A 25,117-nucleotide genomic window follows, 5' to 3' on the forward strand; every position below is an offset into this window, starting at 1 on the left:
GTACGCCGCCCTGGCGTTGCGTCAGTCTGCCGGATAGAACTGGCGGGCCCAGTGGCGGAAGAGGCCGATGGCCTCGTCGCGTACGGCGAGGCGGGGCCGCGGCTCGTAGCGCTTGGCGTTCCAGATCGCCAGGTCCTGGCGGACCTTGCCGACCGCGGTCCTGAGCACCGCGCGGGCCAGGGCCCGGTGCAGGCCGCGCCGGGGGAAGGAGGCTCCGGCGGCGTCCGGGGCGCGGAGGTCCGCGCAGGCCGTCGCGAGCAGCAGGCGGGTACGGCGGGGCCCGGTCGGTGTGTGGATGGCCCACAGGTAGCTGACGAGACCGAGGGAGGGCAGCGGGAGCTCGACCCGGAGGTACCCCAGTCCTGCCATGAGGAAGGCATGGTCGGCCTGGAACCTCTGCCTGAGGACGGGCGGCCGGTCCGGTCCGAGGCGCAGCCGCATGCGCAGGAGGGGGCCCTGGGCCGTGGGTGGGTCGAGCTCTTGCACGGCCACGTGGTGCAGGACGGGCAGATGCCGGTAGTCGAGGGCGTTCTCGATGAGCTCCTGGGCGTGGGTGTGCACCTCCGTGCTCCAGGCGGCCGTCGGGACGACTCCCTCCTGTGCGGTGCCGGGGATTTCCCAGCTGGGCGGGGCGCCCTCCGGCTCGTGCCAGACGAAGACGAAGCCGTTGCGCTCGCTGATGGTGTGGTGCTCCAGATGGGCGCGCGGTGGCGGGCCGTCGGGCGTGCCCACGCAGGTGCCGTCGGGAGCGAAGGCGAAGTGGTGAAAGGGGCACACCAGGTTCTCGCCCTGCACCATGCCACCCGCGCCGAGATGGGCGCCGAGGTGGGGACAGTACGGACGCACCGCGCGGGGCCGGCCGTCGGGGGTGCGGTAGAGGACGACGTCCTCGTCCATGAAGCGGCGGGTCACGACACTGCCGGTGGCGAGTTCACGGGAGCGTGCGAGGAAGAACCAGCCACTGGGGTAGGGCAGTTGTCGCGTCGGCTCGTCGACTGCGGAGCGCGGACCACGAGACCCGGCCAGTTCGTCCCTCATTGTCATGCCTGTCAGCCAAGCACAGGAAAAGGAGCGGAAAATCATCCATCCAGCAAGATCACTCATATGAGGTATCCGCTGGTCATACCGCCGTGACCGGTTACGGATCACGGTACGGTCGGTCGCTCTGAGTACAGAGTTGGGGGCGCCCGTGGCTGGGAAAGGTACCGACAGCGGCCGTCAGGACGTGGAGGTGGTCGTCATCGGGGCCGGCCTCTCCGGCGTGGCCGCCGTGATCGCACTGCGTCGGGCCGGCATCGAGGACGTCGTGGTGCTGGAGAAGTCCGGTCGCCTCGGCGGGACTTGGCGCGACAACACCTATCCCGGATGCGGCTGCGACGTGCCGTCGGTGCTGTACGAGTACTCCTTCGCCCCGCACGCCTGGAGCCGGTGCTTCGCCGACCGGTCCGAGATCCTCGACTACCTCGAGACCACCGCGGCAACACACGGCGCGGACAAGGCGATCCGCTACGACACCGAGGTGCTGAGCAGCCGCTGGGATCCGGACGCGCACCGCTGGGACCTGCAGACCACCTCGGGCACGTACACCGCCCGGGCCGTGATCGTAGCCACGGGTCCCTGGCATCGGCCCCGCTACCCCGACATCCCCGGCCTGGACGCCTTCCCCGGCCCGTCCTTCCACTCCGCCCGCTGGGACCACGACGCCGACCTGACCGGACGACGTGTCGCAGTGGTGGGCACCGGCGCGTCCACCGTGCAGTTCCTGCCCGAGATCCAGCCGAAGGCGGCTCATGTCGACGTCTTCCAGAGCACACCCCAGTGGGTACTGCCGAAACCGGACTACCCTCTCTCACCGGGCCTCCGGCGCTTCCTCGGACACCACCCGGCAGCACGCCGTGCTCTGCGCAGCCTGCACCACTGGACCCAGGAAACCATCGGCTTACCCCTGCGCCACCCCCGCCTGCTGCGCCCCCTGGAGGCCCTGGCCCGCCTCCATCTGCGCACCTCCGTCCCGGACCGCGCCCTGCGCCAGGCGCTCACTCCCGACTACCGCTTCGGCGGCCGCCGCCTGATCACCTCCAGCACCTACTACCCCGCCCTCGCCCGGCCCCATGTGCGGCTGCATCCCACCCGTGCGACGGCCGTGGAGGGTTCCGAGGTCATCGGCGCCGACGGCACCCGGGTCCACGCCGACGTCATCGTCCTCGCCACCGGCTACCACATCGGCGACATCCCCCTGGCCGACCGCCTGCACGGCACCCAGGGCATCACGCTGGCCAGGACCTGGGCCGACAACCGCCGTGCCTACCTGGGCACCAGCGTCAACGGATACCCCAACCTCTTTCTGCTCATCGGTCCTAACCTGCTCAGCGGCACGACCGCCGTCCCGACCGTCCTCGAAGCCCAACTCCGCTACATCACCGCCGCCCTCACCCACCTGCGCACCAGCGGGTCCGTCGCGCTGGACGTCAAGCCCGACGCCGAGGAAGCCCACCAGCGGGCCCTGCACGAGGCGTTGCGCACCACCGTCTACAACTCCACCGGCGGTACCGGCTACTACTTCGGCCTCCCGGGTGTGAACACCTTCTGCTGGCCCTGGTCAACCGCCAGGCTCGTCAAGCGTCTGCATGCCTTCTCCCCGGACGCCTACACATGGACGCTGCCGCTGCCGGCACAGACACGCGCCGAGCGGGACGGCCTGCCGCGGTATGCGCCGTGAGGGCGCGTCCTCGACTGCTTCACGTACGCCACGCGGTGGGTCATGTGGGTGATGTGGGTGATGTGGGTCAGTCCACGAACTCCATGGCCGGATACTGGGGAGAGGGCCTGTCCAGCAAGTGGCCGGGCCTGCCGCGCAACCAGTGGTCGAAGAACGCCGCGACATAGACCTCGTCGGTCCGGACGGCCGTGGTCGGAGCGATCGTGCCGATGTCGTTCGTCCGTGTGGCCGGTGGCAGATCCAGCTGCGGGAGCAGGACTTCCGCGTCCGTGAAGGAGGCGTGCTGGGATCCGCGCAGTCTGAGCTGTCGGTTCCAGCCGGGTGTGTGGGCCCGGAACGCCGACCAGCCGGGGCCTGTGTCCGTGGGGCCGTCTTTGCCTATGAGCAGGAACGGCCGGGCGAGCCCGTGCTCGGCGACGGGCATCGGCCTGCCGTCGAAGGTGGTCAGGTTGCCGTCCATGTCGATGCCGGCGGTGATCCGTGGGTCTGCGTCCATGGCCGTGGCCGTCGCGGTGCCGCCCAGCGAGTGGCCGAACATGCCGACCCTGGACAGGTCGAGGGCGCCGGCGAGACCGCAGGGCAGGGGCCTGCCGTCCACGTCGGGATTCCGCCCGGCGTTCAGCACGCCCAGTTGGTCCAGCACGAAGCCGGTGTCGGCGTTCCGGACGGTGAGGGCCTTTCTGATGAAGGCATCGGGATCGGACGGGATCACCATGGTGGCCAACGAGCCGTCGGGGAACTCCACTTCCGGGGACTCGAAGGTGTTGTCGATCGTCAGCACGACGTACCCTCGGCTGGCCAGGTCCGTCACCAGGGTGGTGCCCCAGGTCCGGGGTTCGCCCAGGCCCGGAGAGTAGATCAGCACCGGCCGCTTTCTGCCGCCGTCGGCGACGGAAGCGGTCTGTGAGACGTGCGTGACCGTGGCGGTCCAGTCGGCCTGTCCAGTCGGCAGGCCCATCCCCAGGTAGTCGTCGGCGGTCACCGCGTCGAAGTGGGCTGCCGCCCTGGGCAGCATGTAGGGCGCCGCCGGACGGCCGGCTGTCTGCGTCGCGGGGTAGTACACGCTGACCATCAGCTCGCGGGCGTCCTTGCCCGCTTGCCAGGGGTCGTGGCGGGAGGTGTCGGCGAGATGCAGGGTCACTTCGCCGACCGGGAACCTGCCCGTGGGCACGGGCAGCCGCAGCCGGGCCGGATGCGCGGACGGCACTCTCTCCGGCGCGGCCTGAGCCGGAAAGACCGCGATCAGGGAGCTGATGACCAGAACCGCGCAGACGGCCACGGCCCGCAGGCCGTGATACCGCTGCACTGGGCGCTTGGTCGGCTGTGCCTTCGTCATGCCGACCATCGTGCAGGCTCAACTCCCGCCCGCGCATCGGGGAGATCCCCCACTCGAACCCTGCAGGGACGGTCGTGTCAGCGGCGCATCAGTCCCTCGTCAGCGCCTCCTGCCACTCTTGTGCATATGAACGGGACGAGAAAGCGGAAGCCGGACGTTCGAATCCTGCCCTCTCCACAGCGATGCGACGGAGCACCACCGAAGCCCCTGTCGGAGCCGGCGGGACGTCTGTCGGAGCCGGCGTGCGGCTCACGACTCAGGAAGGGGCCGCGGCCGGGGGCAGGTTCCGTCTCACGCGGATGCCCACGGCCGTCACCAGCACGACCGCGCATGCCGTGAACACCAGTCCGGCACCGCGCAGTCCGAGCGCAACGGTCAGCGCGCCCACCCCGACGACCGGCAACGAGATCCCCACGTACGCGACCACGAAGAACGCCGAGATGGTGGCGCCTCGGTGCTCCTCGGGGGCTGCGGTGCTCACCTCGGTCAGTCCGGCCCGGAAGGCCATCCCCTGGCCGAGGCCACCGGTCAACGCTCCGGCCAGCAGCACCGGGAAGGACTCCAGGAACAGCGAGGCCCCGATGAGGAGGAGTCCGGCGACGAGCACCGTGCAGCCCCGGGGCAGGGCTCGGCGCGCGCCGATCCGTCCCATGAGCAGCTGTCCGCAGGTCGAGGCGCAGAACACGCAGAAGACGACGGCGCCGGCGATCGCAAGGTTGTGCTCGTCCAGCGTCTGGGTGAGGAAGGCGGGGGCCACTGCCGTGAACAGCCCGAGCATCGAGAAGCCCGCGAAGGCGGCGAGGGCACATGGTGCGAACACCCCACGGACCTCCGGCGGAACCTTCATGCCCTGGGGGCGCAGCGACGGTCGCGGAACGGAGCGGTGGACGGTCTCGGGCAGCAGGCAGACGACCACAACGGCAACCGCCAGGAGCACCAGATGGACGGCGAACGGGAGCTTGAGCGGCCAAGGCGCGTACTCGGCGAGGAGGCCGGAGAGGAGGGGGCCGAGCCCCAGGCCGCCCATGTTGGCCGCGGTCGCCGCCAGTCCGGCTCGGGCTCGTCGGCTGGGCGGGGCCAGTTCGAGGACGGCCGCGGTGCCCGTGCCGCTCAGCAGGCCGGCCGAGAAGCCCGACAGCACGCGGCCCGTGCAGAGCAGGGGCAGCCCGACCTCGGTCAGGAAGCAGACCGCGCTGAGTGCGGCCAGGCCGAGGGCGGCCAGCAGGAGCGGTCGCCGCCCCAGCACGTCGGAGAAGCCGCCGGCGACCAGCAGGGCGACGATGACGCCGACCGCGTAGACCGCGAACACGACCGTCACGATCAGCTCGGAGAACCCGATCTGCTGCCGGTACAACCCGTACAACGGCGTGGGCAGGGTCGTGCCCATCATCCCGACCGCGAACACACCCGCTGCGGCCTTGTACCCCGGCTGCCCTCGATCCCTCCGCTTCGGCTCTGTCTCACTGCTGATCACAGTCCACCTTAGGCACTGGCCATACGGCACGGTGTGCGTTCGCAACGCCGAACTCCGCGGGACGGCGGCCCTCGGTACGCGGCGCCCGGACAGCCGTAGCAGCTGCCACGACCGTAAGTGCCGGCACCCTCTTCAGTCCGCGGCCGTACCCGCGAAGGCGGGGTACCCCGGCAGAGGTGCCGCCACCTGCCACCCTCCGGCGACGTCCCGCAGCAGCAATTTCATCGTCTCCGCGAACGCCGGGAGCTCCTCGATCCCGCTCGCCATCTCCCAGCGGTGGCGCAGTACCTGGCGCATCGTCGGAACGGGACGCCGGGTGCGGTGCAGCGGCCGGTCCTCCTCCGCGGTGCGGGGCAGCAGACGCACGGTCACGTCGACCGTCCAGACCGCGATCGCCTGCCGCATCCCGGCCTGCCCCACCGCGTCCTCGGCAAGCGCGGGGTAGGCGGTCACGGCCTCGGCGCGATAGGCCCGCTCGACCTCCTCCGCCGACTCCGCCGGAAGCCGGAAGACGCACCAGCAGCTGGAGAAGGGCATACGGCAGTACGCGGCCGTCATGAAGACCGACTGGTAGCAGGCCGCCTCGAAGTCGATCAGGCGCAGGCCGTCCGGAGTGAGCAGGTTGTTGTCGGGACAGGTGTCCCCCGGCGTGAACGCCGGGTACTCGGCGCCGCCGGCGGTCCCGATCCGGGCCAACTCGTCGGCCAGTCCCGGTGGCACGGTGATTCCGGCGCCGGCGAGCAGGGGGAGCAGGTCGGCGGCGTTCCGCTCGATCCACGGCTCGTCGCCCCAGGCCCTGAATCCCTTGTTGTAGCGGGCCGACAGCCCGGTGAACTCGGCTCGCCGGTGGACCGAGGCGGCAGCGAGTCGGCCGAGCCCTGTCGCCCAGGCCGTCAGGCCCGTGGAGGCGGCCTTCGGGTCGTCTCCCAGCAGCACGTCGGCCAATGTGGGTGCTGTTCCCAGATCCTCCAGGACCAGCAGCGGCACATCGGTGTCCACACCCAGCAGGGCCGGACCGGCCACCTGGAGGGCGAGCCCGGCGGCCTCGGAGGTGAAGGAGCGCAGCGCATCCGGCTCGCTGGTGAACGACTTCACGATCACGCTGCCGCCGTCCACCGTCCGGCAACGCACGACGGTACTGCGCCGACTGCCGCCCAGGTCGACGGGGTCGTACAGGTCGGTGCCCAGCAGGTCCCCGGCGGCACGCAAGATCGAATCCATTGCGGCATCCTGCCACCCGTCCCGGGTACGCACGCCCCCTCCATGCCGCTGTGCCGCACACCCCTGTTAGCCCCGTTGTTCACCGTCCGGACGCCACCAGGCGATCTGATCTTGGCCCCCAGCAGCGGCTACGGGGCCCGGACGCCGATTTCGAGGTCCCGCCTTGGCGGTGATCTGGAGGTCGCCGCCCGCTATCTGCCGGCCGGGCGCGGGCTCGACGTCAGCGGAGACTTCTACGACCTGCTGCGCCTGGACGACACCACGGTCGCGGCGGTCATCGGCGACGTGGAAGGCCACAGCGTCGCCGCGGCCACGCTCATGGGACAGGTCCGGACCGCCATTCACGCCCACGCGGCCGCCGGGGCGGCTCCTGACCAGGTCCTGTCCCGTACCAATCAGCTGCTGGCGGACCTGGCATCCGACCTGCTCGTCACCTGCCTCTACGCGCATGTGGACCTGGCCCACGGCCGACTGGCCCTCGCCAGCGCCGGACACGTGCCCCCGCTCCTGTGCGAGCCCGACCACAGCGGACGGATTCTGGACATCGAGCCCGGCCCGCTTCTGGGCATCGGCGTGGACCTGCACTACCCCGTCACCGCGACCCCGCTGCTCGACGGAGCCGTCCTGGCCCTCTACACCGACGGACTGGTGGAGAGGCCCGGACAAGACGCCACACAGGCCACCTCCGACCTGCTCAAACACCTCGAAGGCACCACCGACGACCAGCACCTCGAGCGCGTCGCCGACCGCCTCGTCCACCACGCCTGGCCCACCGGGCAGTGCACCGACGACGTCACCGTCCTCCTTCTGCGCACAGCGCACAACCGCCTGCGCGGACAGGAAAGTTGATGTGCGAAGCTGTCGTGAACCGTTCACGGGTGGGGCCGTATCGGTCGTCGAGAGGAGCGCAGGGTGAGTCAGGACGGCGGCTTCAGCGTCGCGGAGATCGACACCAGCAGGCCGCATCCTGCGCGCATCTACGACTACCTGCTGGGCGGCAAGGACCACTACGAGGTGGACCAGCGGGCCGGCGACGAACTCGCCGCCGCCGCGCCCGAGGTGCGCATCGGCCTGCAGGCCAATCGCGCCTTCCTGCAACGCGCCGTCCGCTACGTCGTCGGCAACGGCATCCGCCAGATCCTCGACATCGGCACCGGCCTGCCCACCTCCCCGAATGTGCACGAAATCGCGCACGCGCTGGCACCGGACGTGCGGGTGGCGTACGTCGACAACGACCCCATCGTGGCCGCGCACGCGAGCGCGCTGCTCAGCAGCTCCGGCTCGACCAGCGTCGTCCTCGGCGACGTACGCGACCCACAGGCCGTCCTGAACCACCCGGATGTCCGCCGGGCCATCGACTTCGAGCAGCCGGTCGCACTGCTCCTCGTCGCCGTCCTCCACTTCCTCACCGACGCCGAGAAGCCCGAGCAGGCGGTCGCCGTCCTGCGCGACGCGCTCCCGGCCGGCAGCTTCCTGGTGCTCTCGCACGCCACCGGCGACTTCGCCGAGCGCAGCGCGGCCCAGGCTGTCTACAACAAGGCCACCGCCACGCTGAACCTGCGGTCCCGCGCCGACGTCGAGCGGTTCTTCGACGGCTTCGAACCGGTGGAACCCGGCCTGGTCCAGGTGCCGTTCTGGCGCCCGGACACCACGCCACCGCCGAGGTCCCACGAGATCGGCTTCTACGGAGGGGTGGCTCGCAAGACCACGTGATCACGAGCTGCGCAGCGCAGCGGCGTTCTTCGAGCGGTCACTTGTCTTGGTCGCGTGCGTTGTTGATCGCCTGCGGATGCGGTGGCCAGTGTCGCCAGGCCATCCGGCTCCCGCGTCCGGGCTCCGTCGGTGACGACGAGGTGTGCCTCCAGGTCGCCGTCGTCGGGAACTTCGGAGGTAGCGGCCAAGAAGGCGGGGACTGTGACCGTCAAAGTATCGCCGTCCGTGGTACGGGCCTTTGCGTGGGGGAGCTTTCGGCGCTCTTCGACTGCAGCACCAGACAGCTCCACCGGACGCTGTCACGCCCGTGAAGGTCGGGGCGCTCGCTGAGGTGGACCGTCTGCAGCCCGTGGGCACTGCCCAACTCGACTGTTTCAGGAGCGGAGACGTCGAACATGTGGCGTCCGTCCGGCACGGGGCCGTGACGGAGATTGACGAAGAAGCGGCCACCGGGCACCAGGAGGGCGGCGATCCTGGCCATCGCTCGTCGGCGTTCCTCGGCGTCCAGGTGCATCCACACCGCCGTGGCGAAGACCGCGTCGAACCGGCCCTCGCTCACCATCAGGTCCGGAAGAGCGTCGTCGACCCAGTCGATGGTGCTGTCTGAATGAATCCGCTGTCCGTGCTCACGCATCTGCGCAGTCGGCTCAACGGCGACGACGTGATGCCCGCGGGCCGCCAGCGCGGCGGCATCGCGCCCGGTTCCCGCGCCCACATCAAGGATGCGGCCGGGCCCGGCAGGAACCAACTGCAGTACGGCGCTGTGAACTTCCTCAAAGGTGACTCCCTCGTACTGAACGGCCAGCGCATCCGCCGACTTTGCATACCCGGCGGTTCCCCTGGCTGGGCCGCGGCTCTCCGCGTTCAGCATCACGTGATCACCCATGGCCGAAGGCTACCGGCTCGCTACTCCCGACATCCCTGTGTCGCGGAAGCCGGCCGGGCGCGGCCGCCGTCCCGGTGGGCCAGGTCCCACCAGTGGCCCGGCAGTCCGCGGACGTGTCAGCGGCAGCTCGCCGAACTCGCCGCAGCCCTGCGCCGTGCCCTGCCCGACCAAGGCGCTCTAGAGGTCGAACTCCACATATTCGAGGTCGGTGAACTCCACCTCCAGGCCGTGGGCCCGGCGGCCGCTGTCGCGGAAGTAGACCTCGCCCAGCGCCTCCGCCGTGATGTGCCGCAGCTGCTCTTCGGTGGCTCCGGCCTCCTGTGCCTCGAAGAGGCGGGCGGCGTGCTGCGGGGGCAGGGCCAGGGTGAGGTGGCGCAGGCGGGCGTCGTCGGTGGTGCCGGGGGCGGCGGTGAAGCCGAACCGGGCGCGCGTGTCGATGACGATGCCTGCGGTGGTGGCCGCGGTCTGCCTGGCCCGGGCCCGGATCTGCGGCTGCCACCGCTTGCGGACCTCGCGCTCCATGCGCTGTGCCAGCTCTGGCCGGGGCCTTTTGATCTGGTCCTTCACATACCGCTCGACGGTGCGCTGGGTGATGCCGAGCAGTTCGGCGACCTTCCTGGTGCTGCCCTTGTGCTGTCTGACCAGGTAGCGCATCTGCGCGCCCGCGGACTTGGGGACGGGGCGGGTGAACGCGCCCTGCACCGCCTTGTCGAGGCCTTCTCCGACGGTGTCCATCGGTCCCCGTCCCCTACTCTCCGGTGTCCTGGGCGGTGACCTCGCCCGTCTTGATGTAGCGGGCGAGGTTGAGGACCCGGCCGTGCTTCTCGCGCACTGCCTCGGCCCACAGGGTGGTCTGGGTGCCCTCGTGCTTGACCATTCCCGGCGACACCCCGATCCGGAAGCTGCCGGGGACCGTCCTGCCGTCGGCATCGTAGGGCAGGACGTCCAGGGGCGAGGGTCCGTCGGCGGCGTACACGGCGCAGTCCGACAGGACGGCCACCGGGTACCGGCCGGTCGCCGCGGCCAGGGCGAGCATCTTGCGGTGCATGTTGACGCGGGCCCGGGAGATGACGGCGGCGCGGATGTCGGGCCGCCACGTCGGGCGTGCCAGGGCCGGCCACGCCTGCCCGGGCCGCCAGCCCGCGCCGCGCGCCCGCTCGCGCAGCTTGCCGATGCCGCCCTTCGTGGTCGACTTGACGGCGTCCAGGACGATGGCCAGCTCGGGGTCCCGCCGCTTGTAGCCGTCCATCGCGGCCAGGAACTGCTGCGGGGTCAGTTTCTCGCCGACGCCCAGATCCGCCATCGTGTCGACGTACGCGTCGCGGAGCCGCTTGTACCAGCCGTCCAGGAACCTGCCCTTGTCCTGGCGCACCCAGGCTTCCAGCGGGGCCACCTCGTAGCCCAGCTCCACCGCGTACGCCACGGTCGGCGTGGCGTACCAGGCCGGCCCGGTCGGGCGCTCGCCGGTCGGCGTGAACGGGCTGGGCAGCGACTCCCCGTCGAGCTGCCGCCACTGCTTGCCCACGAGGACGCGGGAGAGATCGACATGGGAGAGGTCGACCAGCCACGAGCCGGGCAGCGCTGGGTCGAACGCCGGGTCGGTGACGTGCACGGGAGGTGTCGCGAGTCCCACGACCGCGCCGTTGGCGGCCGCGCCGAAGGCGAGGTTGACGTCGATGCCGACCAGGTGGCGTCGCATGCACTCGTCGTCGGTCAGCTCCCGGGCCCAGTCGTACGCCTCCTCGAACAGCATCTCGGCGGGGCCGCGCTGGTGGAAGCGGGGCAGGCCGGCGAGCAGCGGGTGCCCGTCGGGTGCCTCGCACGGGGCGCAGTCCAGGGGCGCCTCGCCGAGCGAGCCGGGCCGGTGCTCCTTGTGCCGCCTGCCGTCCGCGTCGGGCTCGCTCGCCCGGGTGGGCGGGTTGAGGGCGGTCATCAGCTCCTGGCCGGTCACGGCGGTGGTGCCGCGCGGTGTCATCACCCGGCGCGCGTAGGTGCCCAGCACGCGGGCGAGTTCCGCCGGTTCGAGCGCAGCGGCGTGGCCCCAGGAACGGGCGTCGAGCGCGCCCCAGGACGGCAGGCACAGTTGCACGCAGTGCCGTCGGCTGCCCTGGGCGGGCCGGTAGATCCAGGCCCACGGCCCGAACCCCCGCTTGGTCAACTGCCAGTCGGCACGGTCCAGTTGCTTGAGGACCTTGTGCCCCTCGGGGAGGCGCCCGGCGAGCAGCTCCTCCTGCGACAGCGTCGCCGGAAGCCCGTAGCGTTCGCAGGCGGCCTCGGTGAGCACGAGCAGCGGGTCGGCGTCCCTGCCGGAACCGTGCAGCCGCGGAGCCCCGAGCCGAGCCTCTGCAAGCGTCCATTCCACCAGCGCGGGCAGGGACTTGGCGGGCACGTCCAGGACGAGACCGTCGACGCAGTACGCCGTGACCGTACGATCCGGGCCCGCGTCGACGACGGCGAGCGGACCGTTGGCGAACCGGTCGTCGGCGGCGGCCGTGGCGGTGCCCTTCCCCGGAGCCGCCTTGCCCCGGGCGGCGCGCGGCCGCGTCTGCGCGGCGGGCGGGCGCCACGAGGAAGGCGGGGACTGGTGAGGGGCGGCCGGGCGCGAGGCGGGGGCGGTCTTTTGCGGGGCGCTCGGGAGCGAAGCCTCAGTGACTGGGGCCGTGGGGGTGGCCTCCTGCGCCCGGGGGGCTGGAGCCGTAGCGGTGGCCTCATGTGTCCGGGTGGCTGGAGCCGCAGCGGTGGGCTTCTCGGCGCGCGGGGCCGGAGCCGCGGCCTTCCGAGCGGCCTCCCGTGTCCGCTCGGCCGACGGCGCCGGCTCCGGGCGGCTCTCCGGCACTGCGGCCGTGTCCGGCACGGGCTCGACCGTTGAGGTGTCGACGCTTTCGGCGGCCGGATAGAGCGCGGCGAGTTGCTTGAGCAGGCGCGCATACGCGTCGCGCTCCGGCGGCCGCGGTTCCGTCTTGCCCGACTCCCAGCCGCTCACGGTCGCCCGGCGGACCTTCAGCGCTGCGGCCACCTCGGCCACGGTCAAGCCGTGGGCCTGCCGCAGCCGCTTGCGCTCGGCCGGCGGCGGAAGCGGGGAGCGGGACGCGACCAGCGCGTCGACGGCGTCGAACAACTCGGACAAGGAACACCTCCTGCGTCGCAACCCTAGCTCCAAGCGCACACATCGCGTACGAACCGCGTGCACTTCGCGTTCCTGATGTCGGCACAGCAGCCGCCGCAGGTCAGCCTCGAAGGCCGCACGGCGGCACGGCGCGGGCCGAACAGGCCAGCAGCCGAGGACGACCGGGAGAAGGTCCAGGCGACGACGTCGTCCTCGCCGCGTTCCAGCACCTGCCCGCCGGGGACGACGTGCCGCTCGGGCCCCAGGAACGCGGCCCGGGCGATGATCTCCCGTTCGCCGCCGCGTGTCCCGTGGGGCAGCACTCCGCGCCCGGCACGTCGGACCGGCCCCAGGTACTCCTTGACCAGCTCGCCGATGGCCCCGTACGGCACACCGGGACAGGACAGACCCTCGACGCCGAGCCGCTCGCCCTTCAGGTCCGCGACGTGCACCAGCGCCCCGCCGGGCCGCAGCATGCCGCGCACGATGCCGGCAACCAGGTTGCGGTCCATCCAGTGGAAGGTCCACACCCAGTCGTCGTGCACCGGAGGATTCTGCGCCTCAGAGGGTCACGGGGAGCGATATTCTCGGCGGGTACGGGACGACACCGAGCGCCCAAAGGAGACCCTTCTGCACGTCACGGGACTCCTCGGCGGTAAGTTGATCGCCATGAGTGACAACGTGTACTTCGACATCACCATCAACGACGAGCCGGCCGGCCGGATCGTGTTCAGGCTCTTCGACGACGTGGTTCCCAAGACCGCCAAGAACTTCCGCGAGCTGTGCACCGGCCAGCACGGCTTCGGCTACGCCGGTTCCTCGTTCCACCGGGTCATCCCCCAGTTCATGCTGCAGGGCGGCGACTTCACCGCGGGCAACGGCACCGGCGGCAAGAGCATCTACGGCGAGAAGTTCGCCGACGAGAACTTCAACCTCAAGCACGACCGTCCGTACCTGCTGAGCATGGCGAACGCGGGCCCGAACACCAACGGTTCGCAGTTCTTCATCACGACGATCGTCACCAACTGGCTCGACGGCAAGCACGTCGTCTTCGGTGAGGTCGTCGAGGGCAAGGACATCGTCGACCAGATCGAGAAGCTCGGCAGCCAGAGTGGCAAGACCAGCGCGAAGGTCACGATCGCCGCGAGCGGCACCGTCTGACCGACGCTGACCCGCGGGTAGCGGGTGATGACAACGCCCCGGTGATGACGCCGGTCGGTCCTCTCCTGACCGGCTGTCTCACCGGGCGTCCTGCTTTCTCCGGGACGTCCGTGCGGGCGCAGTTCTCGCGGTCCTCAGTGGGCGAACAACGTGCTCGCCAGTGCGACGTGGACAGACGACCAGGATCACCATGATCCCGGCGGGCATGCGCGTACTGAGGTACTGGACGGTGCCGCTCGCACGCAGCGGGGCGAGGGCGGCGAAGGGCAGGGCGCGCAGGGCCCAGGTCACGGCGGCGGAGACGAGGACCGCGGCGACGAGGTAGGTCGGGTCAGGCATGGCTCGGCTTCCTGCGGGTGGTGAGGTGCCGGGCGAGGAGTCCGGCGGTGAACAGGGCAAAGGCGACCGGCAGCAGCCGGCTCGGGGCCAGCAGCCGGGCGACGAGGGCACTGAGCAGGGCGAGCACGGGGGTGGGCAGGTCGCCCCCGCCGGTCGCGGACGGCGTCCAGCGCCAGCACCGTGAACAGAGCGGTCAGCGCGAAGTCCAGCCCGGTGATGCCGTCGGGGACGAGGGAGCCGATCAGGGCTCCTGCGATGGCACCGCCGGCCCAGTACCCGTGCATGAAGAGCTGGAGACGAACCCGAGACCCACGGAGGCGGAGTCCCTGAAGGCGGCTCGCGCCGCGGAGGGCGTCCGGGTCAGAGCGGTGGGCTCGGGCCGCTCCAGGGTGTCGGCAACGACAGGGGATGTTCGCATGGAGACATGTTAGAAAATGTGTCAGGTCATATGGTTGTCAGTAATGTCCGTACAATGGCGGCATGCGCAATGAAGTGAAACTCGATGCCATCGATCGCGACATTCTGTTTCACCTGCGTCAGGACGGGCGGCTGACCAACGTGGAGCTGGCCCAGCGGGTGGGGCTGACCCCGCCGCCCTGCCTGCGCCGGGTCAAGCGCCTGGAGGAGGCGGGTGTCATCGCCGGATACCGGGCCGTCATCGATCCCGAGGCCCTGGGCCGCGGGCTGGAGGTCCTCATCGACGTCGAGGTCAGCGCCAACGACCGTACGACCTTCCTGGAGTTCGAGGACACCGTGGCGGCGTACGACGAGGTGATCGAGTTCCGGCGCATGTACGGCCGCCCCGACTACTTCGTCCGTGTCGCCGTCGCCGACCACGCCGCCTACGAGGCCTTCCTCACCGGGAAGCTCGCCGGTCTGCCCTGCGTCCTGCGCATCGACTCCCACCTGACCATGAAGACCATCAAGCCGGGCCCCTGAGTCCGGTCATGCGCAGGACCCCGGGTGACCCACGTCGGGCATGTCCGACCGGGCGCCCCGGGGCCTTTCGTCCGATCATGTCTGCAGAGACTCATCGAGGGTCGCCCGCGCGATGCCCGCGGCCCACGACCGTCGGCGACGACCCCTGGTGCGGTAGGCGCGGGAGGAACCCGTGAGGCAGTGGCGGCGCGGCCTCCACCGCGCTTGGGAATGGCTCGGTGTGGGCGCCCTGTTCCGACGCGGCCGCGATCTGGAACTGATGCACCGGGCCATGGGGTTCGCCACGCTGGCCCTGGTGACACTGGCTCCACTGCTGATCGTGGTCGCCGCGGCCGATCCGCTGGTACGGGGCGGCTTCGCCTCGTGGCTCGCCGACGGGATGGGGCTCACCGGACCGTCCGCCGATGCACTCACCCGCGTCATCAGCCCGCCGCGCGAGGTCATCGGCACCACCGGTGTACTGAGCCTGATCCTGCTCTGCGTCTTCGGTGTGTCGTTCGCGGGCAGCGTACAGAACGGCTATGAGCGGGTCTGGGGCCTGGCCTCCGGCCCCTGGCACCGGGTCTGGCGGCAGGCGACCTGGCTGGTGATGCTGACCGCGTACCTCTACCAGGAGGTACAGACCCGCACGGCGCTGCACGGGACGCAGCGAGCCGCCCTGTCCGCGGCGAGCGCGGTGCTGTTCTTCTGGTGGGGCCAGGACTTCCTGCTCGGGGGCCAGGTGCACTGGCGCACCCTCCTGCCGGGCGCGATCGCCACGGTCGCCGGCCTGGCCGGCCTCAGGGCCTTCTCGAACCTCGTCTTCACCCCGCTCATCGTCACCAACGCGCTGAGCTACGGCGCGGTCGGCACCGTGCTGGTGGTGGAGTCGTGGCTGATCGGTGTCGGGTTCGTCGTGTACGGGGGTGCACTGTTCGGCCGCTGGTTCGTCGAGCACCACTGGATGCCGTCCCACGAGCAGTGAGCGGCCCGTCAGCCGGCCGTGGTCGCGACCGGCGTCGCTTCGAGGTTGAGGGCGAGCAGGCCCGGGGCGGGGCGCGTCGCCCAGCCGTCGGTGAGGACGGTACGGACGGCTGTCGTCAGGGCGATGGTGTCGGCGTCGGCGGCCCGGGCGGTGTGGACCTCGGAGTCGGCGGTTCTGGGCGCGGAACGGACGACGTTGAGGACCTGCCAGGTCAGACGGGTGAGGCCCGAGCCGGCCGGCATGGTGTCCAGGTGACGGGTCAGGGCCTGGCCGGTGCGGTTGAGCCAGTAGCCGATGGGCTTCATGACAGGGCGGGTTCCTTTGTGTTCGGGGCGAGCAGGGCAGGCCAGTCCTGGGCGGCGGCCCAGTCGGCGAAGGTGTGCCAGCCCACCTCGGGGTGGGCGCGACGCAGGCCGGTGACGTCGACGTCCAAGCCGGTGGTCGTGAAGTAGGCGAACATCGCCGCGAGGTCCTCCGAGTGGGTGCGGACGTAGGACAGGGGCACCTCGCGGTGGGTGACGGAGCGGCCGGTGGCGGCCGACAGAGCCGCGGCGATCTGGGCTGCGGTGAGTTCGTCGGAGGCGATGTCGATACGGCGACCGGTGAAGGCGGCCCGGCGCTGCAGGGCCAGGGCCGCGAACGCGCCGATGTCGTCGGCGGGGATGAGTGTCAGGGGGCGGTCGGCCGGCATGGGCCAGGCGAAGGTGTTCTCGCGCAGGCCTTCGAGGGTCCAGCCGGAGGCGAAGTTGTCCATGAAGGCCGCCGGGGCGATGACCGTCCAGGGGACGCCCGTCGCCCGGAGGTGTCGCTCGATCTCCGCCTTGCTGTCGTAGTGCGGGATGCCGGTGTCGCGGTCGGCGTGTGCCGCGGAGGTGAGGACGATGTGGCCGACCCGGGCGGCCGCCGCCGCATCCAGCAGGGCCTTGCCCTGGCGGACCTCGGTGGCGGTGTCGGTGCCGAACGGGGTCGTCACCGCGAAGAGGGAGTCGGCGCCCGCGAGCGCGGTGTCCAGGGAGGAGCGGTCGTCGAAGTCGGCGTACCGGACGTCCGCGCCGAGCCGGCGCAGAGCCTGGGCCGGCGGCGCTGCGGGGGTGCGGGTGAGGGCCCGGACCCGGTGGCCTGCGGCCAGCAGGGCGCGGGCGGTGGCACCGCCCTGGGCGCCGGTCGCGCCGGTGACGGCGATGGTGAGCATGGGGCTCCTTAGGGGGAGTTTGAGAATGCGGGATGCGCAGTCATTGATTATCTGCGCCACGCAACAATTGCGTCGCGAAGCAGAATAGCCCACATTTTCACTGCGCCACGCAGGCAATTGATGTGAGGTGAGTCACCCCGCACTGACTTGGTTGCGGGACTCGATCTGCGCCGTAGCCGGCCGCGACGCGCGCCGATGCGATCGCCGCGCACGAGGCCGAGCCGCGCCGTATCGAAACGCGACTCGCCGCGCTGGACGGCAGGGTGCAGGTGTCCAGTCCGGCCGGGGCCCGACCGTGATCGAGGCTCGTGCCCTCACTTCACGCAGTCGCCCGAGCCCGTGAACTCGGGGTAGCCGCTGTTGCCCTCGAACACGGCGACGGACCAACGGGTGTACTGCCACGCCTTGTTGCTGCTGTACTCGGAGACCAGCTTCCGGCAGGCGGTCCTGGTGACGACGTCCTGGAAGTCGGCCCGCTGGGCGCGGCCGATCAGCGTGGAGTCGGAGTCGTAGATCCAGACGTACGCGGCCTTCTCGACGGGATCGAAGCCGAGGTCGATCGCGTTGTCCGCGGCCGTGGGATCCACCCCGTTCCCCTCGGCGACCCTGACCTTCCAGGCCGCCGTGATGGCCTTGTCGGTGGCGTCGGCGACGCGGATCTCCGCGCGGTCGCTGCTCGGTATCTGCGCGGTCGCCATGCCGGACTCGTCGCCCTGCCACTGCCCGGCGACCAGCGTGTAGCACCCGTCGGTGGCCTCGCCGAAGCCGAGGATGTTCGCCTCGGGATCGGTGTCGGAGTCCTTCCAGAAGACCGAGTAGCGGCCGTAGGGCCAGCCGGTGGGGTCGGCCTGGAGCCGACGGGCGAGGGTGGTGCAGGCCGCCATCTCCCCGCTCCTGCGGAACACTTCCTGCTGTTCCTCGGGAAGCTGGGAGATCGGGCCGCCGGTCACCATCAGCGTCTGTGCGGTCTTGTTGAACGTGACCGTGGGCTCCATGAAGGCCATGTCCTTGGTGGCGAGCATGCTCCTCATGGCGTCCCGGACCGCCGTCGCCACGTCCTTCTCGTCCGCGGTGCTCGCGCCGGCGCCGGCTCTCCACTCGTCGTCGCCGGGCTGGGTCTCGTCGCCGGCACGGGTGTAGGCGGGGCCCGGCACCCCGGCGAGCGGGTCGGTCGGGACGGGTTCCCTGCGCGGATCGACCACCGGCTCCGTCGTCCGCTCGGGTGAGGCGGACTCGGTGCGCTGTGCGGTGCTGTCCTCATGTGCGGCCGGGGACGCTGCGGTGGCCGTGGGGCCCTTGTTCTCTGCGGCACTGTCGTCGCCGCGAGAGAAGGCGACGGCGGCGCCTGCGAGGCCGCCCGCCACGGCTGCGGCGACGAGGACGGTCGTGATGGTCCGCTTGCGGGACGACGGTGGTGCCGGGGCGTGCCAGCGGGGGTCGTCCAGGGTGGGCATGTCCCACTGGGCCAGGACCGCCTCACCGGCGCGCGTGGGCCCGAGGCCCGCTTCGCCGCCGACGACCTGCGTGGCCTGTGCGGCGAGCAGCCGTGCGCACTTCTCCGCCGCTGCGGCGGCGGGTATCCGGTCAGCAGGCTCCTTCGCGAGGGCCGTCTCCACGATCTCCCGCAACTCCGGGGGAACTCCGTCCAGATCGGGCTCGCCCGACATGACACGGAACGCGACCGCGTCCGGCGCTCCGGCGCCGAACGGGAGACGGCCGGTCGCGGCGTGGGCCACCAGCGCGCCCCACGCGAACATGTCGCCCTCGGGTCCGGCCGTGCCCTCGCGGTAGTATTCGGGGCTGATCCAGCCGGGGGTGCCGGTGAGGACGCCGGTCCGGGTCACGCTGGTGCCGTCGGCGGCGTGGGCGATGCCGAAGTCAAGTACGCGGGGCCCGGCGGGCGTGAGGATGACGTTCTGCGGCTTGACGTCGCGGTGGACCACACCGGCCTCGTGAATGGCCGCCAGCGCCTGGGCCGTACCGGTCGCGAAGGCGTAGAGGGTGCCGCCGGCGAGGGGGCCGTGCTGGGACAGGTGCCGGCTGAGGGTGGGGCCGGGGGCGTAGGCAGTCGCCAGCCAGGGGGCGGCGGCCTCGGGGTCGGCGGCAAGCAGGGGTACGAGGCAGGGGCCCTGGACACGGGCGGACAGCTGGACTTCGCGCCGGAACCGGGCCCGGAACTCCGGGTCTTGGGCCTGCGCGGGGTGGATCACCTTGACCGCGACCCTGAGCCCGTCGGTGGTGAGGCCGGCGTGTACCGTGCCCATGCCGCCGGAGCCGAGACGGCCGATGATCCGGTACGGGCCGATACGGGAGGGGTCCCCGGGGTGGGCAGGCTGAACCGGCCCGCCCGCGCCAGTACTGCTCACGGAACTCCCCCCAGGAGCATGCCGACAGGCGGTGCAGAAGATGTGGAGAATGTGTATATCACGCAGCGTCCGATACATCGTCAAGTTGCACAGTTACCGGGGGTTACCGCACCACGGGTTCCCGAAACTCTCGCCGCCTCGGCGTGCAACCATTCGCCACACCTGCGTGTCTCATCACATAACAGCATGACTCGACCAAGGGGGACATCATGCGAAGAACCGGGGCAGTGATAGCTGCGCTCGTCCTGGCGGGCGCCGGGCTGGGAGCGGCGTCGACCGCGGCGGGCGCCACACCGGCAGCCACGGCACAGACTACGGCCTGTCCGACCGGCTGGGGCAGCGGCGCCAAGGGCGGTCCGACCGCCGGAGCCGTGCCGCTGGAGAACATCAGGACCGGACGGCACACCTGCTTCGACCGGATGGTCATCGAGGTGCCCGGCGGTGGCCGTCACGTCGGCTACTACGTCAGGTACGTCCACCGGCTCCACCAGATCGCCAGCGGTCGCTACATCCCGGTCGGCGGCGGCGCCGTGCTCGACGTCCATGTCGGCGCGCCGAGTTACGACCCGGAGACCGGCGCACCCACATACCCGGGACGGGTGGGCCACACCCTCCCGGGCGTGAACCTCAGCGGATACCGCACCTTCAGGGACACCCGGTTCGCCGGCAGTTTCGAGGGGGAGACACAGATCGGTCTCGGTGTCCGCGCCCGGCTGCCGTTCCGGGTGATCCAGCTGTCCGACCGTGTGGTGATCGACGTGGCCCACAACTGGACGGGCAGCCGCTGAGCCCATGCCGCCCGCGGGCTTGCCCTGTGCTCCCCAGTCTGGTTGGGTACCGGCGCCCCATGCGCACGGGGCGTGGCAGGCGGGAGGGCCGGGCGGCGTGCACGCGACGGAACAGCAGGACTTCAAGGGGCCGTTGACCGAGGACATCGGGCAGGCGATACGAGGGACCGCCGAGGACATCGCCACGCTGTTGCGGGGTGTGTCCGACACGGCGGTCCCCGTACCGGGATCGGAGTGGACCGTCGGCGAGGCGGCCGCTCATCTGGCCCTGGCAGGCGAGCTGATGGCCGATCTCGCGTCCGGGCGGGAGCGCCCCTACGGGGACGGCACACTCGAGAGCCTGGCCGCGGCCAACGCCGAGTCCCTCGCCGTCTTCGGGGAGCGCCGGGGGGAGCCGCTGGCGACGATGATCACGGAGCAGGCCGAGGTGTTCCTGGACGCCATGGCGCGGCCCGCCGCCGAAGGCCGTACACCGACCACACCGCTCGGCCCCATGGACGGGGCCGTTCTCGCGTCGTACCTGCTCACGCACATGCTGGGCCACGGATACGATCTCGCGCGCGCTCTGGACCGCCCGCACATGGTCGACCGGCCGCGGGTGAGCCTCTGCATGCCGTTCATGCTCTCGGTCATGCCGCGCGTGGCGAACACCGCGGCCACCGCCGGTCTCACGGCCCGCTACACGATCCGGCTGCGCGGGGGCGAGGCGTTCGGCGTGTCCCTGACCGACGGCGCCCTGCAGGTGACTCCGGGGCCGCCGCCGAACGGCACGGACTGCACCATCCTCATCGAGCCCACCGCCTACCTGCTCATCGCGCTGGGCCGGCTCAACCCCTGGCGTGCCATCGCCCGAGGCCGGGTTCTCGCCTGGGGTCCCAAGCCCTGGCTGGCCCCACGCTTCCCGACGCTGTTCACCGCGCCCTGAGCCGTCTCACCCCTGGGATCGGGTGGCGCCGAAATACGTCTCGTGGGTCCAGACGTGGGTGCAGGACGGGCACTGCAGGTGGAGCAGGCTGCCGGTGGTGGAGAGCAGGTAGCGCCAGTGGTCGTGGCACGCACGCCCCTGCGCGCAGGTGGCGCACCGGCGGCGGTCGTCGCAGTTCGGGCAGTCCACCCAGGCCCGGCGCCCGATGTCGGCCTGCGGGTCAAGCGGCAGCATCGCCGCCCCCGCGCTTCGGGAGCACCCCGGCCGCGACCAGCTCGTCGTAGATGCGCTGCTGCTCCGCGTCTAGACCGGAATACAGCAGGTCGTACGCCTCCTCCTCGCCGCGCAGCGCCTCGACCGGGTCCCAGTCGGGCCCCAGGGCGGCGAGGGCATGCGTGCGCCGGAGCATCTCGTGGGCGGTCAGGTCGACGACGAAGTCGACCGGCTCGGACTGGCCCGCTGCGACAGGCTCGTCCGGCTCGCCGGGGAGGATGGGGTCAAAGGAGGACATACGACCGAACGTAGGTAAGCCTTTCCCGCCAGGGCAAGAGCAGGTGGGCGAAGTCACAGCAGCTGACCTGCCGGTCAGCCTCCGATGAGTTCGGTGAACCGCTCGGTGTTGATGTTGCCGCCCGAGGCGATGACGCCGATCCGCCGCGGGAGGTTCTCGACGCGTCCGGCGAGGAGGGCTGCCAGGCCCGTGGCGCCGCTGGGTTCGAGGACGATCTTCAGGCGCTCGAAGGCGAACCTCATGGCCTGGATGATCTCTTCGTCGCTGACCAGGGTGACGGCGTCGACCAGGCGCTGGTTGAGGGCGAAGGTGATCTCGCCGGGGGTGGAGAGCGCCTGGCCGTCGGCGATGGTGCGGGGCACGGGAATGGTGACCCGCTCGCCGATCTCCAGGGAGCGCTTGGTGTCATCGCCTGCTTCGGGCTCCACGCCGATCATGCGGATGCCGGGGTACAGCGCCTTGGCGGTGGTGGCGCTGCCGGCGATCAGGCCGCCGCCTCCGACGGGCACGACGAGCGCGTCGAGTTCTCCGGTGTCCTCGAGGAGTTCGAGGGCGGCGGTGCCCTGGCCGGCGATGACGTGGGGGTGGTCGTAGGGCGGGATGAGGGCAAGGCCTCGCTCTTCGGCCAGGGCCTCGCCGAGGGCGGTGCGGTCCTGGGTGTAGCGGTCGTACGTCACGATCTCTGCGCCGTAGCCTGCGGTGGCCTCCATCTTGGAGCGGGGCGCGTCCTCGGGCATCAGGATGACCGCGCTGGTGCCCAGTTCGCGGGCGGCCAGGGCGGTGGCCTGGGCGTGGTTGCCCGAGGAGTAGGCGGCGACGCCCTTGGCCAGCTGCTCGGGAGAGAGCTGGGCGGCCGCGTTGTAGGCGCCGCGGATCTTGAAGGCGCCGATCCGCTGGAAGTTCTCGCACTTGATGAACACCTCGGCGCCGACTAGGGCGTCGAGCGTGCGGGAGGTCAGGACGGGGGTGCGGTGGGCGATGCCCTTGAGGCGTGCGGCGGCCTCACGGACGTCGTCGAACGTCACGGGTGGTGCGACGGCCATGGCGTGTCCTTGCGGTAGGAGGAGGGAGGTGGTCAGGAGCCTCGCTGGGCGGGTCACCAGCCGCTGACGCGGTTCCAGACCCCTTGGATCGCGGGCGCGGGGCCATCGGGCTGTGCACCGTCGATGACGTGGTAACCGTGGTGTTGCGCCGCCGTGGCGCAGGCGTGGTTGGGCAGGATGCGCAGGCGGGTGCCGACGGGCAGGTCGGGCAGGAGGGCTCCGTCACGTGCGGTGAGGGTGCCGTGCTCCTGGCTCGCGGCGCTCATGACGAGCCCGGGGATCAGCCGGCCGGTCAGATCGGTCACCAGGCCGTAGCCCTGGTCCTGGGGCTGGGCGGAGGTGCCGCGGTCGCGGGACATGGCCATCCAGCCGCCGTCGGTGATGATCCACCCGTACTCGGGGCGGTGACCGATGACGGTGACGACCACCGACAGGGCCAGGTCGTCGAGGTCGCAGACGCCCAGGCCGGCCATGACCAGGTCGAAGAAGACGTAGTTGCCGGCGCGCAGTTCGGTGACGCCCGTGAGGTCCTCGGCCGCGTGGGCGGTGGGGGTGGAGCCCACGCTGACGATGTTCACGGGCAGGCCGGCGGCCCGCAGCCGGTCGGCCGCGGTGACGGCGGTGTCGCGTTCGTTCTTCGCCGCCAGGCGCTGTTCCTCGGCGGTGTGGGCGAAGTAGGACTCGCCCGCGTGGGTCAGGACGCCGTCGAGGCAGCCTGCCTCGTGCAGGATGCGGCCGATGCCGACGAGCCCGGGCGCGTCGGGCCTGAGGCCGCCGCGGTGGCCGTCGCAGTCGATCTCGATCTGGGCGGGGACGGCGATGCCCGCTGCGCGTGCCGCGTCGGCGACGGCCGTCGCCTGTTCGGTGCTGTCGAGCAGAATGCGCAGGGTGACGCCGCAGCGCAGCAGGGTGATCACGCGGGGCAGCTTGTGGGGGTCGATACCGACGGCGTAGGTGATGTCGGTGTAGCCGCCGTCGGCGAACGCCTCCGCTTCGGCGAGGGTGGAGACGGTGACCGGGCAGGGCGCGCCGCCGTGCAGGAGGGCGGCGACGTCGAGGCTCTTGGCCGTCTTGACGTGCGGGCGCAGCGTGACCCCGAGGCGGTCCGCCCGCTGGGCGAGCCGTTGGATGTTGCGCCGGGTCTTGTGCACGTCCACGACGGCGAACGGGGTGCCGGGGTCGGCCAGCGTCGCGATGTGCGGCAGCGGGCGGCTCATGAGTGGCCCTTCACTTGGTGTAGTTGTAGACGGTCGCGCGGGACACGCCGAGCAGGTCCGCGATGGCCTGTGCGGCGTCACGTGAATCGAAGTAGCCGTCCCCGTGCAGCTGCCGCACGAGCGCCTTCTTGGCCTCCCGGCCCAGTGACCTCGGGGTTCCCCCGCGTTCCGCGGCGAGCGCCTCGACCGCCTGACGCAGTTCGCGGGCGTTGCGGTCACGCAGTGCCTCCAGCGGCCGGTCGCGGTGCTCGGTGTCGGTGGCGACGAGGTTGGACAGGGCGAGCGTGACCGGTGACAGCACGGAGACGTCGAGGTTCAGGCACAGGGCCGCGATGTACTCGCCGGCGCCGTTCTTGATGCCGATCGACGTGCTCTTGGCCGGGCGGCCGTCGGGGAACTGGTTGGGGTAGTTCTGGATGACGCTGGGGTACTCCGGGTCGGCGATGCGGGCCAGGCCCAACTCCGTTGCGGAATCCCCGACTTGGCGGCCGGAGAGGTTGTTCTCGATCGCCCGGATCGCGTGCTGCGGGTCGCGCAGGTCGTGCAGCACCACCTCGCACAGGCCCGGGAACATCCGGCCCAGGGCAACGGCGATCTTCTCCGTCTCACGGATGAGATGCTCGTCCGCCTCGGCCTCAACGGTACGCATGACCTGGCCCTCCCGCCCCCGCCCACCCATTCTCGACTACTTTTCCAACTCTAGACAGAAAGGCTAAGCGGTTACGTCGTCGCGGTCCAGTAGCCGGAGGACGAACCTCTCATCCCGCCGTCAACCCCAGCGGAGCGAAGGCGCCGAAGGTCGGCGGCACGTCCAGCCCGTGGCAGGCGCCGAGAGCGTCGCCGTCGGCGGGTGCGGACCAGGTGAGTTCGTACAGGTGGGCCCGGCCGCCGCCGGCCGTGCGGGCCTCGGCCAGATACACCGACGGCATCCGGAACAGCCAGTCGGACGACGACGGGTGAGAAGGGCGTCGGACTGAGGGCGACCTTGCCCCAGCGGTGGGCGTGTTCGCGCATCCGGGGGGCTCAGCGCGGTCCCCGCCTCGGGCAGTTTGCGTCCGGCGGAGCCTGCGCGTACGGGATGCCCCGGAAGACCGAGACTTCGTCCTCCCGCCGACCGCGAACCGCACCGCCCGTCGTCACAACCTCTGGAAACCCGCTCGTGCGCGTGCTCATTGATGACTCCTCAGGGGATCCGCGCCTGGTGCACGCCTATTGAC

General features: G+C 71.1%; 25 protein-coding genes and 2 pseudogenes. 8 read left to right on the top strand and 19 right to left on the bottom strand.

The window, feature by feature from the left end; all coding sequences use genetic code 11:
• Window positions 1-21 precede the first annotated feature (21 nt).
• A complete protein-coding gene (locus tag ACZ5DS_RS34995) occupies window positions 22-1,044 on the bottom strand; it encodes a Rieske 2Fe-2S domain-containing protein (RefSeq protein ID WP_468246648.1) in 1,023 nt (340 codons plus the stop codon).
• 145 nt (window positions 1,045-1,189) lie between these two features.
• Here ACZ5DS_RS34995 and ACZ5DS_RS35000 point away from each other — a divergent pair, with 145 nt between their 5' ends.
• A complete protein-coding gene (locus ACZ5DS_RS35000; RefSeq protein ID WP_468246650.1) occupies window positions 1,190-2,719 on the top strand; it encodes a flavin-containing monooxygenase in 1,530 nt (509 codons plus the stop codon).
• Between the two features lie 67 nt (window positions 2,720-2,786).
• Here the strand turns inward: ACZ5DS_RS35000 and ACZ5DS_RS35005 are convergent, their stop codons facing one another.
• The 3 genes from ACZ5DS_RS35005 to ACZ5DS_RS35015 all read right to left on the bottom strand — a co-directional run bounded on the left by ACZ5DS_RS35005 (window position 2,787) and on the right by ACZ5DS_RS35015 (window position 6,750).
• Window positions 2,787-4,055, bottom strand: coding sequence for an alpha/beta hydrolase family protein (locus ACZ5DS_RS35005; RefSeq protein WP_468246651.1), 1,269 nt, complete (start codon window positions 4,053-4,055; stop codon window positions 2,787-2,789).
• Window positions 4,056-4,311: 256 nt separating this feature from the next.
• Window positions 4,312-5,526, bottom strand: a complete 1,215-nt coding sequence (locus tag ACZ5DS_RS35010; RefSeq protein ID WP_468246728.1) for an MFS transporter — start codon at window positions 5,524-5,526, stop codon at window positions 4,312-4,314.
• Window positions 5,527-5,661: 135 nt separating this feature from the next.
• Window positions 5,662-6,750 carry a hypothetical protein gene (locus tag ACZ5DS_RS35015; RefSeq protein ID WP_468246653.1) on the bottom strand — a complete coding sequence of 363 codons (1,089 nt, stop codon included), beginning with the start codon at window positions 6,748-6,750 and terminating at the stop codon, window positions 5,662-5,664.
• 111 nt (window positions 6,751-6,861) lie between these two features.
• On the opposite strand from ACZ5DS_RS35015, the gene ACZ5DS_RS35020 reads away from it, so the two are divergent.
• Entirely contained in the window at window positions 6,862-7,599 is a 738-nt protein-coding gene (locus tag ACZ5DS_RS35020; RefSeq protein ID WP_468246655.1) for a PP2C family protein-serine/threonine phosphatase, read from the top strand.
• A 63-nt stretch (window positions 7,600-7,662) separates the two neighbouring features.
• Window positions 7,663-8,463, top strand: a complete 801-nt coding sequence (locus ACZ5DS_RS35025; RefSeq protein ID WP_468246657.1) for an SAM-dependent methyltransferase — start codon at window positions 7,663-7,665, stop codon at window positions 8,461-8,463.
• 208 nt (window positions 8,464-8,671) lie between these two features.
• Here ACZ5DS_RS35025 and ACZ5DS_RS35030 read toward each other — a convergent pair whose 3' ends face one another.
• From ACZ5DS_RS35030 to ACZ5DS_RS35045, 4 genes and pseudogenes are all read right to left on the bottom strand, one after another.
• A complete protein-coding gene (locus ACZ5DS_RS35030; protein WP_468246659.1) occupies window positions 8,672-9,349 on the bottom strand; it encodes a class I SAM-dependent methyltransferase in 678 nt (225 codons plus the stop codon).
• 177 nt (window positions 9,350-9,526) lie between these two features.
• The gene (gene tpg, locus ACZ5DS_RS35035; protein ID WP_468246662.1) at window positions 9,527-10,084 is read right to left on the bottom strand and encodes a telomere-protecting terminal protein Tpg; all 558 of its coding nucleotides are present in this window, start codon (window positions 10,082-10,084) and stop codon (window positions 9,527-9,529) included.
• Between the two features lie 13 nt (window positions 10,085-10,097).
• Window positions 10,098-12,476, bottom strand: a complete 2,379-nt coding sequence (tap, locus tag ACZ5DS_RS35040; protein WP_468246730.1) for a telomere-associated protein Tap — start codon at window positions 12,474-12,476, stop codon at window positions 10,098-10,100.
• A gap of 84 nt (window positions 12,477-12,560) precedes the next feature.
• Window positions 12,561-12,979, bottom strand: a pseudogene (locus tag ACZ5DS_RS35045) (SAM-dependent methyltransferase); the annotation flags it as partial.
• A 145-nt stretch (window positions 12,980-13,124) separates the two neighbouring features.
• Here ACZ5DS_RS35045 and ACZ5DS_RS35050 point away from each other — a divergent pair.
• Window positions 13,125-13,616: a peptidylprolyl isomerase gene (locus tag ACZ5DS_RS35050; RefSeq protein ID WP_468246665.1), complete on the top strand. Its 492-nt coding sequence runs from the start codon at window positions 13,125-13,127 to the stop codon at window positions 13,614-13,616.
• Between the two features lie 78 nt (window positions 13,617-13,694).
• Here the strand turns inward: ACZ5DS_RS35050 and ACZ5DS_RS35055 are convergent, their stop codons facing one another.
• Window positions 13,695-13,955 carry an AzlD domain-containing protein gene (locus tag ACZ5DS_RS35055; protein WP_468246667.1) on the bottom strand — a complete coding sequence of 87 codons (261 nt, stop codon included), beginning with the start codon at window positions 13,953-13,955 and terminating at the stop codon, window positions 13,695-13,697.
• Window positions 13,948-14,082: a hypothetical protein gene (locus ACZ5DS_RS35060; RefSeq protein ID WP_468246670.1), complete on the bottom strand. Its 135-nt coding sequence runs from the start codon at window positions 14,080-14,082 to the stop codon at window positions 13,948-13,950. Before ACZ5DS_RS35060 ends, ACZ5DS_RS35055 begins: the two co-directional genes overlap by 8 nt.
• A gap of 353 nt (window positions 14,083-14,435) precedes the next feature.
• Between ACZ5DS_RS35060 and ACZ5DS_RS35065 the strand changes: the two genes are divergently transcribed.
• Entirely contained in the window at window positions 14,436-14,894 is a 459-nt protein-coding gene (locus tag ACZ5DS_RS35065; RefSeq protein WP_468246672.1) for an Lrp/AsnC family transcriptional regulator, read from the top strand.
• Window positions 14,895-15,066: 172 nt separating this feature from the next.
• Complete coding sequence (locus tag ACZ5DS_RS35070; protein WP_468246675.1) at window positions 15,067-15,858, top strand: ribonuclease BN; 792 nt, start codon at window positions 15,067-15,069, stop codon at window positions 15,856-15,858.
• 8 nt (window positions 15,859-15,866) lie between these two features.
• Here ACZ5DS_RS35070 and ACZ5DS_RS35075 read toward each other — a convergent pair whose 3' ends face one another.
• The 3 genes from ACZ5DS_RS35075 to ACZ5DS_RS35085 form a co-directional block, all read right to left on the bottom strand.
• Complete coding sequence (locus ACZ5DS_RS35075) at window positions 15,867-16,163, bottom strand: hypothetical protein (protein ID WP_468246677.1); 297 nt, start codon at window positions 16,161-16,163, stop codon at window positions 15,867-15,869.
• Window positions 16,160-17,050: an NmrA/HSCARG family protein gene (locus tag ACZ5DS_RS35080; protein WP_468246680.1), complete on the bottom strand. Its 891-nt coding sequence runs from the start codon at window positions 17,048-17,050 to the stop codon at window positions 16,160-16,162. Before ACZ5DS_RS35080 ends, ACZ5DS_RS35075 begins: the two co-directional genes overlap by 4 nt.
• Before the next feature lie 314 nt (window positions 17,051-17,364).
• Window positions 17,365-19,416: a serine/threonine-protein kinase gene (locus ACZ5DS_RS35085; RefSeq protein ID WP_468246683.1), complete on the bottom strand. Its 2,052-nt coding sequence runs from the start codon at window positions 19,414-19,416 to the stop codon at window positions 17,365-17,367.
• 209 nt (window positions 19,417-19,625) lie between these two features.
• Here ACZ5DS_RS35085 and ACZ5DS_RS35090 point away from each other — a divergent pair, with 209 nt between their 5' ends.
• Both ACZ5DS_RS35090 and ACZ5DS_RS35095 read left to right on the top strand, forming a co-directional pair.
• Window positions 19,626-20,204, top strand: coding sequence for an AMIN-like domain-containing (lipo)protein (locus tag ACZ5DS_RS35090; protein ID WP_468246685.1), 579 nt, complete (start codon window positions 19,626-19,628; stop codon window positions 20,202-20,204).
• Between the two features lie 97 nt (window positions 20,205-20,301).
• Window positions 20,302-21,129, top strand: a complete 828-nt coding sequence (locus ACZ5DS_RS35095) for a maleylpyruvate isomerase family mycothiol-dependent enzyme (protein ID WP_468246687.1) — start codon at window positions 20,302-20,304, stop codon at window positions 21,127-21,129.
• Between the two features lie 6 nt (window positions 21,130-21,135).
• On the opposite strand, the gene ACZ5DS_RS35100 is transcribed toward ACZ5DS_RS35095, so the two are convergent.
• From ACZ5DS_RS35100 to ACZ5DS_RS35125, 6 genes and pseudogenes are all read right to left on the bottom strand, one after another.
• The gene (locus ACZ5DS_RS35100; RefSeq protein WP_468246689.1) at window positions 21,136-21,363 is read right to left on the bottom strand and encodes a hypothetical protein; all 228 of its coding nucleotides are present in this window, start codon (window positions 21,361-21,363) and stop codon (window positions 21,136-21,138) included.
• Window positions 21,350-21,640 (bottom strand): DUF6400 family protein, encoded by a 291-nt coding sequence (locus tag ACZ5DS_RS35105; protein ID WP_468246691.1) that lies wholly within the window; start codon window positions 21,638-21,640, stop codon window positions 21,350-21,352. The genes ACZ5DS_RS35100 and ACZ5DS_RS35105 overlap by 14 nt, the downstream gene beginning before the upstream one ends.
• 74 nt (window positions 21,641-21,714) lie before the next feature.
• Window positions 21,715-22,683, bottom strand: a complete 969-nt coding sequence (locus ACZ5DS_RS35110) for a threo-3-hydroxy-L-aspartate ammonia-lyase (protein ID WP_468246694.1) — start codon at window positions 22,681-22,683, stop codon at window positions 21,715-21,717.
• A gap of 53 nt (window positions 22,684-22,736) precedes the next feature.
• Window positions 22,737-23,900, bottom strand: a complete 1,164-nt coding sequence (locus tag ACZ5DS_RS35115) for a DSD1 family PLP-dependent enzyme (RefSeq protein ID WP_468246695.1) — start codon at window positions 23,898-23,900, stop codon at window positions 22,737-22,739.
• Between the two features lie 10 nt (window positions 23,901-23,910).
• Window positions 23,911-24,549: a helix-turn-helix transcriptional regulator gene (locus ACZ5DS_RS35120; RefSeq protein ID WP_468246697.1), complete on the bottom strand. Its 639-nt coding sequence runs from the start codon at window positions 24,547-24,549 to the stop codon at window positions 23,911-23,913.
• 124 nt (window positions 24,550-24,673) lie between these two features.
• Window positions 24,674-24,847 (bottom strand): annotated as a pseudogene (locus ACZ5DS_RS35125) (carboxylesterase/lipase family protein); the annotation flags it as partial.
• Window positions 24,848-25,117: the final 270 nt, after the last annotated feature.

Source organism: Streptomyces sp. NPDC031100 (genome assembly GCF_055570785.1).